Annotated in this window: 6 protein-coding genes and 1 pseudogene; 5 read left to right on the top strand and 2 right to left on the bottom strand. The window is 44.4% G+C overall.

Features of this window, described 5'->3' with window-relative positions; genetic code table 11:
* Nucleotides 1–126: 126 nt before the first annotated feature.
* Nucleotides 127–1,356, bottom strand: coding sequence for a site-specific integrase (locus BQ8005_RS16565; protein WP_075319313.1), 1,230 nt, complete (start codon nt 1,354–1,356; stop codon nt 127–129).
* A 280-nt stretch (nt 1,357–1,636) separates the two neighbouring features.
* On the opposite strand from BQ8005_RS16565, the pseudogene BQ8005_RS17765 reads away from it, so the two are divergent.
* The 5 genes and pseudogenes from BQ8005_RS17765 to istB all read left to right on the top strand — a co-directional run.
* A pseudogene (locus BQ8005_RS17765) lies at nt 1,637–1,828 on the top strand (tyrosine-type recombinase/integrase); the annotation flags it as partial.
* Nucleotides 1,829–1,875: 47 nt separating this feature from the next.
* Nucleotides 1,876–2,289, top strand: a complete 414-nt coding sequence (locus tag BQ8005_RS16555) for a virulence RhuM family protein (RefSeq protein WP_075319312.1) — start codon at nt 1,876–1,878, stop codon at nt 2,287–2,289.
* Nucleotides 2,290–2,466: 177 nt separating this feature from the next.
* Nucleotides 2,467–3,408, top strand: a complete 942-nt coding sequence (locus BQ8005_RS16550) for a ComF family protein (protein WP_075319311.1) — start codon at nt 2,467–2,469, stop codon at nt 3,406–3,408.
* A gap of 235 nt (nt 3,409–3,643) precedes the next feature.
* Nucleotides 3,644–5,215, top strand: a complete 1,572-nt coding sequence (gene istA / locus BQ8005_RS16545; RefSeq protein WP_032944470.1) for an IS21 family transposase — start codon at nt 3,644–3,646, stop codon at nt 5,213–5,215.
* 11 nt (nt 5,216–5,226) lie between these two features.
* Nucleotides 5,227–6,009, top strand: a complete 783-nt coding sequence (gene istB / locus BQ8005_RS16540; protein WP_075319310.1) for an IS21-like element helper ATPase IstB — start codon at nt 5,227–5,229, stop codon at nt 6,007–6,009.
* Between the two features lie 43 nt (nt 6,010–6,052).
* Here the strand turns inward: istB and BQ8005_RS16535 are convergent, their stop codons facing one another.
* Nucleotides 6,053–7,027 (bottom strand): hypothetical protein, encoded by a 975-nt coding sequence (locus BQ8005_RS16535; RefSeq protein WP_234984099.1) that lies wholly within the window; start codon nt 7,025–7,027, stop codon nt 6,053–6,055.
* Nucleotides 7,028–7,149 lie beyond the last annotated feature (122 nt).

Below are 7,149 nucleotides of genomic sequence, written 5' to 3'. Positions count from 1 at the left end.
TTTATGGGGTAAGGGGATTTTGTGTCTGCGACATTTCTGTTGTGCAAGAAATATGTACAATAAAATGAATTTTGTCGCTTTGCAAGCAAAATCCCACTAAACCCTATAGGTTGCGGATTTGAGGATTTATAATACCAGTTTCATATCACTCGTTGCCTTGATGAATTTGTCCATATCCTCGAAAAGTTTTTTAGGAGTTACCCTTGCATAAAGCTGGGTAGTTGTCAGATTGGTATGACCCAGCATTTTGCTGATTGTTTCAATAGGAACACCAGCTTCAAGGGTTATCAGACTTCCGAAGGTATGTCTTCCCATGTGATAGACCAGGTCACAGCTTATGCCAGCCAGATCCCGCAAACCTTTCATGTGTCGTCTCATATTGGGGTGGTGTATCATCGGGAAAAGTTCTTCCCTGTCATTCGAACGATATTTTTCTATAAGAGCGATAGCCTCCGGCAGCAATTTGACGCGGGCCAGATATTCATTCTTCTTTCTCAGATACTTTAACCATAAGTCGCCTTTATCGTCCTTGTATATATTATCTCCAGTGATTGAAACCGCATCCGCATACGGAACTCCTGTATAACAGGCAAAGAGAAATAAATCCCTGGCTATATTATGAGTGATTCTTTCCGGTGGTATTACGACATCACGGATCTTCTCAAAATCCTCACGACTCAAAGCCCGTGGTGGTTTCCGGTTCTCTTGGGGTAGTTTGAAATTCACAAAATAACGCTTCTCCGCATGTCCTTCCTTGAATGCCATCCGGCAGATTTTCTTCAGGATTGCCAGATAATGTCTTGCCGTATCTACCGCAAGTCCTTTGTCCTTCAGTATATAATCCTGAAACTCCCATGGGATGTGTTCATTCAACTGTCCAAAAGCAACATCACTTGTCTTGAATCGTTTTTGAATAAATTCGCCAAGATACCTGCGGGTGTAAATGTATGTTGACATGGAGCTTTTAGCTACATCAATACCGATTCTTGAGCGCATATCCTCGATATGCATATCAAGCCGTTTCAACAGAGTCATCTGGGTTTCTACACTTCCTTGTAAAAGCTCTTTTACGGCAGTCGCGTCAAAATCAATCTTACGTTCTACAAGTGAATCAAATGCAGAATTGACCAAAAGCAAGAGCTTGTCAATTTTCGCATTAATATCAACGGCTTCTTTACTCTTTCCATTCAGTCGGCTTTCTCTTGGATTCCATAACTCCGGAGTACATGACAGCTTACAACTGAATTGCGCCATCGTGTTGTTTACCGTTATTCGCCCCATTATCGGAGCCTTTCCGAATTTGTCAAGACCACTCTTTTTCAGGTAGAGCAGCACCTTGAATTTTTCTACTTTCATACGCTTATTTTTTTAATGGCAAAATTACCTATTTTATAAGCGTCCTTTGATATGCAAAATGCTGACATACAGTGAATAATAGCCTCTGTGACAGATTCTTTATTGTTCAGTCTGTTACCTATTCGGTTCAGGTAACTGGGCGACTAACATTCTGGTAACTGAACACCTGCAATATCCTATCCATTTTTGCTTTCCATTATCTCAGCAAAAAACAGAACTTTTGCTCATATTCAACCAATTACGTTTCCCTTTCTCATCCCTTCATCTGCTTGCTTCCTGTATTCTGTTCCACCTGGCACGTCACACGTTTGCTACGACCACAACTCTGGCTAAAGGCGTGCCGATTGAAACGGTGTCGAAAATGCTGGGGCATACGAACATTGAAACGACGCAAATCTATGCCCGCATAACCAATGAGAAGATAAGAAAGGATATGGAGGTCCTTGCGGGAAAACTGGATGCCATGTTATGACCTCCATACTGAAATTCCATATATAATAATGTATAAAAGCAACTATTATGGTGAAATTTGGCAATTTTGAAGTGGAATATAACCGCAATGCACCTGATAAGGTGAGCGTAAGGATAGAAACGGACGACAAGGGCGAGGTATGGTTGCCGAAATGCGACATCGCACGGGCGTATGGCGTATTTGTACAGTCGGTAAACGCAGGACTGAAATCCCTTGCAAAAACCGGGGATTTTGACGAATACACGGATGTACGGGTGGAACATTTTGTCTATAACGGAAAGAATTGCAGCACCGACCTTTACGGGTTGAAGACTATCGTCGCACTGGGATTCCGCATGAAGGGACTGAAATGCGAGGCATTCAGAAAATGGGCTGCAAGACGGCTGGCAGAATCATTTGAAAAGAAGAAAAGTACGGTGATTCTCTGCATGAGCGGCGAAAAGAGAAACAGCTGGAACTGAAAGCCGCAGGATATGGCGGATATACGTGTCGGGATAGTCTCCCCTGTTCGGGAGGCTGTCCCGACACGTGTTTTATACAAGTTAAAAAATGTAAAACTGTAAACACGCTTATCCGTAAACCGATAATAATGTGTAACTTAAATCCCTCTTAAACCTGTAATTAAAGACAGAAACGGTATGGTGGAAGAATTTGACCTGCTTGAAGAGGTGGAAGTGCAGTTCTGCGATGAGGAATGCACGGAGTCGGTATGGCACGGAGTGAATTACAGCGAGAGCCTGTTCTGCAGGGAGAAACCGAAGTCGGAACTGACGGTAGTCATCAGAGAGGAAGGCATGATGTACTTCCTGACTGCGGACATAAAGGAGTTTGCCGGCCTGTGCCGGAAACACGGGTGGTACATCGTCTCGCACCAGCGGTTCAGCGAGGCGATGGAAATCGGCATGTGCCTGATGGAAGCCGGGAAACATGCGGGATGGTATTCGCTGGGCAGGTCGAAGGAATGGAATGCCATGATGAGGGATGTGCTGAACTTTACGTTTGAAAGGGAGAAGAAAATGGACTTCTACCCGTACGAAACGATGTTCAAGGGAGAAGTTCTTATAGACGGATGCAGGTGTCACTACCTGCATGACTATTACCCAACGAAGATTGAAAAGACGGATACACACCAAAAACGGGTAAGCAACCTGATATTCCGTTTTAAGGAAGGAGGACACTGTGGCGAGCTGGTCGCACGGATACTGGCACTGTGTCTGAAACATGCGGGATTCAACGGAACGAAGGAAGACACGGTACTGATACCTATACCCGCATCGACAAGGGAAAGACAGCGGAAACGCTTTCCGGTGGTATGCTACTACCTGTCGGAATGGCTGGGCATTACGGACGGTTTCAAGGCCATCTGGATAGAGGAAGACCGCGAGCAGCTGAAAGGAAAGGGAAAGGATAAGGACATATTGCGGAACCTGCAATTCACACGGCGGTATATCAGAGGAAAGAATGTTGTCCTGCTGGATGATGTACTCACGACTGGGGAGAGCTTCAGGCAACTGCAACGAAAGATGAAACAACTGGGGGCATTGTCGGTTATCGGGGTGTTTCTGGGGAAGACGGTATGAAATTTACTATCTATCGGCAAATATTTCTATATGTGGCATTTTCAAATGCAATGGAAAAGCCAAACAAATTTGACCCCTTTGGCCAAAAAGAATTGACCCTTTTGGCCACAATATGATTGACCCTTCTGGTCCAAATAACATTGACCACTTAGCACGCATATTGCCAGAGATTTTTTTTGTGTAGATTTGAATCCCCGAGTCCTGGTGTAACGGGGTATTAATAAAATCTATACAAATGGATAAAAGAATCAAAAACATTTTAAGATGTTATGCGTCCGGAATGGGAATCAAGGAAACGGCATCCCTGTTTTGTACTTCCCGTAACACGGTCCGCAAGTATGTCCGTCTGTTTCTTTCAAGCGGGAAAAGTATTGAACAGCTTCTTTCTCTTTCCGATGAACAGTTGCATGAGATCTTCGGTTGTCCGGAGTCCCGTCATCGGGAACCTTCTGCCAGAAAGATTGAACTGGAAGCCTTGCTTCCCGGGTATGTATCCCGTCTGACACGCAAAGGAACAAGTATCAGAAAATTGTTCAAGGAGTATCATGCTGAATATCCTGAGGGCTATCAGCTGTCTTCCTTCAAACGGATTGTCCGCGAATACAGGTTTCACATCACGATCGTCGGTCACGTCGAGCATTATGCAGGTGATCAGATGTATATTGATTTTGCCGGCGACAGACTTGAGGTTGTTGATGAAATGACGGGTGAAACGAAGAAAGCCGAAGTATTCGTTGCCGTCCTTCCGTTCAGTCATTATACCTACTGCGAAGCCGTATGGTCGCAACGCAAGGAAGACCTGATAAGGGGATGCGAGAACGCCATGCGTTATTTTGAAGGTGTTCCGGCGGCCATTGTCCCTGATAATCTGAGAGCCGCCGTAACAAGAAGCGACCGTAACGAGCCTGTCATCAATGAAGATTTTGCCGCCTTTGCGGAATATTACGGCTGTGTGGTCTATCCGGCCCGTGTACGTCATCCCAAGGATAAGGCCCTGGTTGAAAATGCCGTGAAACTCCTCTACCGTTCCGTTTACCTTGACGTAGAAGGAATGACATTTACGAGTCTGGATGAGCTCAATACAGCCATCCGTATTTCCTTACTTGTATTTAACGGAAAGGTGATGGCCGGACGGGAAATGTCACGCAAGGAAATGTTTCTGCACGGCGAGAAAGACTATCTCCGTCCTCTTCCGTCCAAACGTTATGTCTTGAAGGAAAGAAAAATTATGACTGTAGGCAGAAACTCGTACGTTTCACTATTCAAGCATCATTACAGTGTTCCAAAGGAATATGTAGGAAAACGTGTGACCATTCTCTACGATGCCGATACGGTAGAAATCTACTGCAGCATGAATCTTATTGCCACCCACGACCGCTGTGATATCCCCTATACTTATTCATGGAAAAAGGAACACAACCTGCCGGGACACTATGGTCCTTATGACAAGGATCTGGAAGAACTTTTCCGGCGTGCCTCGGAAATGGACAATATAGTGTTGAATTATCTTCGGGAAGTGGAACGCGTCATGCAATATCCTCCCAAAGCGTTCAGATCTTGCCGGGGCATACTGGCTTTGGAGAAAAAATATGGCCGTGACCGTCTGGTCGCAGCCTGCGCCTGCGCAGACCAGAAGTTGCAATACGGATATCAGGCCATACGCGAGGTGCTTGAACTGGGAGAAGATGCGGATTTCCTTCCCGATGAAGACGGAAGAATGCAACCCGGTGTGACTTCCCCGGTTCCGTTGGTTCACAAAAACATACGTGGACGTGAATATTACAAAAAAGACAAACAAGAACAATAAAACTCTATTTTATGGAAATAAACAACAAGACTGCTCCCATTACGGGACAACAGGATCAGAATACCATATCACTGGATTTAATGAACCGCATGAAATTATACGGTATGGCAGAGGCTTTCAGAGAAAGTCTTGCCGGCACCACACCACAGTCCATGACCGCGGACTCTTTCCTGTCCATGCTACTTGCGCGCGAATGGGACTATCGTGCCCAGGCTGCAATAGTAAGGCTCACCAGGAATGCCTCATTCCGTTACAAGGCCTATATTGAACAGATTGACTATGCCGTAAACCGGGGACTGGACCGCAATCAGATGGAACGCCTCGCTACCCTTGACTTTGTGCATAAAGGGCAGAATCTTTTCATAACCGGTTCTTCCGGTACGGGGAAAAGCTATCTGGCGTGCGCCCTTGGTCACGAAGCATGTAAAAGAGGATTCCGGACTCTCTATGCCAATGCACCGAAACTGCTTGGCGCACTGAAAGTGGCAAAAATCAAAGGGGTACTTGAAGCGGAACTCAAGAAGATTGAACGCTGTCAGTTGCTCATCCTCGATGACCTGTTCCTCGTGCCGTTTGATGCCAAAGAACGTCCCATACTGCTTGAAATTATTGAAGACAGGCATGAACGGAAATCCATCATCATAACCTCTCAATACCCCACATCCAACTGGTATGACATGATTGGTGATCCGACAATAGCCGATGCTATCCTTGACCGTATCATCCACACGGCTCATACCATAGAGCTGTATGGTGAAAGTATGCGTAAGTTAAGGTCTAAGAAAAACAGATAAAATTAAAAAGGTAAAATAAAATTGACCCCCATCACCAGGACTTTTAAAGGGGCAATCGTATGATAAATAAGGTGGGCAGATTCTTTTTGGCCAAAGGGGTCAAATTTGTTTGGCTTTTCCAGGGGGTAAGGTTTAGTAACTTCGGCATTAGATGCGTTACATCCTCGGGACCAGCAATTTTGTTATTCTTGTATGCCTTAACAAGTTCTATCGCCATTTGAGGGTATCCACCTGCTAACTGTTTGATAACCAAAATGTCATTCTTGTTCTGTTCATCTTCGTGCAGTGCCTCACTAATATAGTGTCCTATGCTCTCCTCCATGTCTTGAGGTCTTAACTTAATAACAGGGAAAGTGATACGTTCAAGCTCTTCATTAAAATAGTCATGATGAGCAAAAATCAATCGAAATAAGTTGTTGTATTTATCTCTGATACTGATAATTTCCGTAACAAGTTCCATTGGGCAGTCATCCACGATGATAATTCCATCACTTTCGGGATTATCTTTCAGTATTTGCTTCAACTCGCCCATCAGTTTATCTCGATTACCATTAAATTTCGTATAATATCGGTTTGGTTCGCGTTCTGTCTCCTTGAAAGCCTCATAAATCAGTTTTGACTTACCCATTCCCGATAATGCTGTCAGCAGCAGCGTTGAAGTATCATCGTCCCTCAGTTGGTCGATAATCTCTTTCGTCTTATCGTTTTCTATAAAGTAACCAGTCTGATTCAGATTATAATCGGATTTGTCTAATAGATTTAACAGTTGACGGCTATCAACCTCTCGAGCCACACCGGTGTCGGCAATAAACGTATATTCACGACTGTCGACAATGGAGTCCAACAATCCGCTTGGAATATAATTGGATGAAGGCATACAAATAAACTCGTTGTTGTTCCCATCAAATCTACCTACTTCCGACATATAGGCAACCATATACAGTACGTCGTCCGTACCTTGATAGAAGATACCTCCTCCAGATGTTCCTTCAAAGTTTATTTTAGGACTTAAATTCATTAGTGTCCCGTTAAAATGGGACGAGTTAAACAATTAATCAAAAAGCCCCGGAATCAGGGGATCATTTAGATCTTTGACATCATTGAAATTAGTCTTGTCGAACAGGTCACGCAAGTGGGTTT

The sequence above is a fragment of the Bacteroides togonis genome, from assembly GCF_900130135.1.
GTDB classification, from domain to species: domain Bacteria; phylum Bacteroidota; class Bacteroidia; order Bacteroidales; family Bacteroidaceae; genus Bacteroides; species Bacteroides pullorum.
This window is presented reverse-complemented; position numbering and strand designations above follow the sequence as displayed.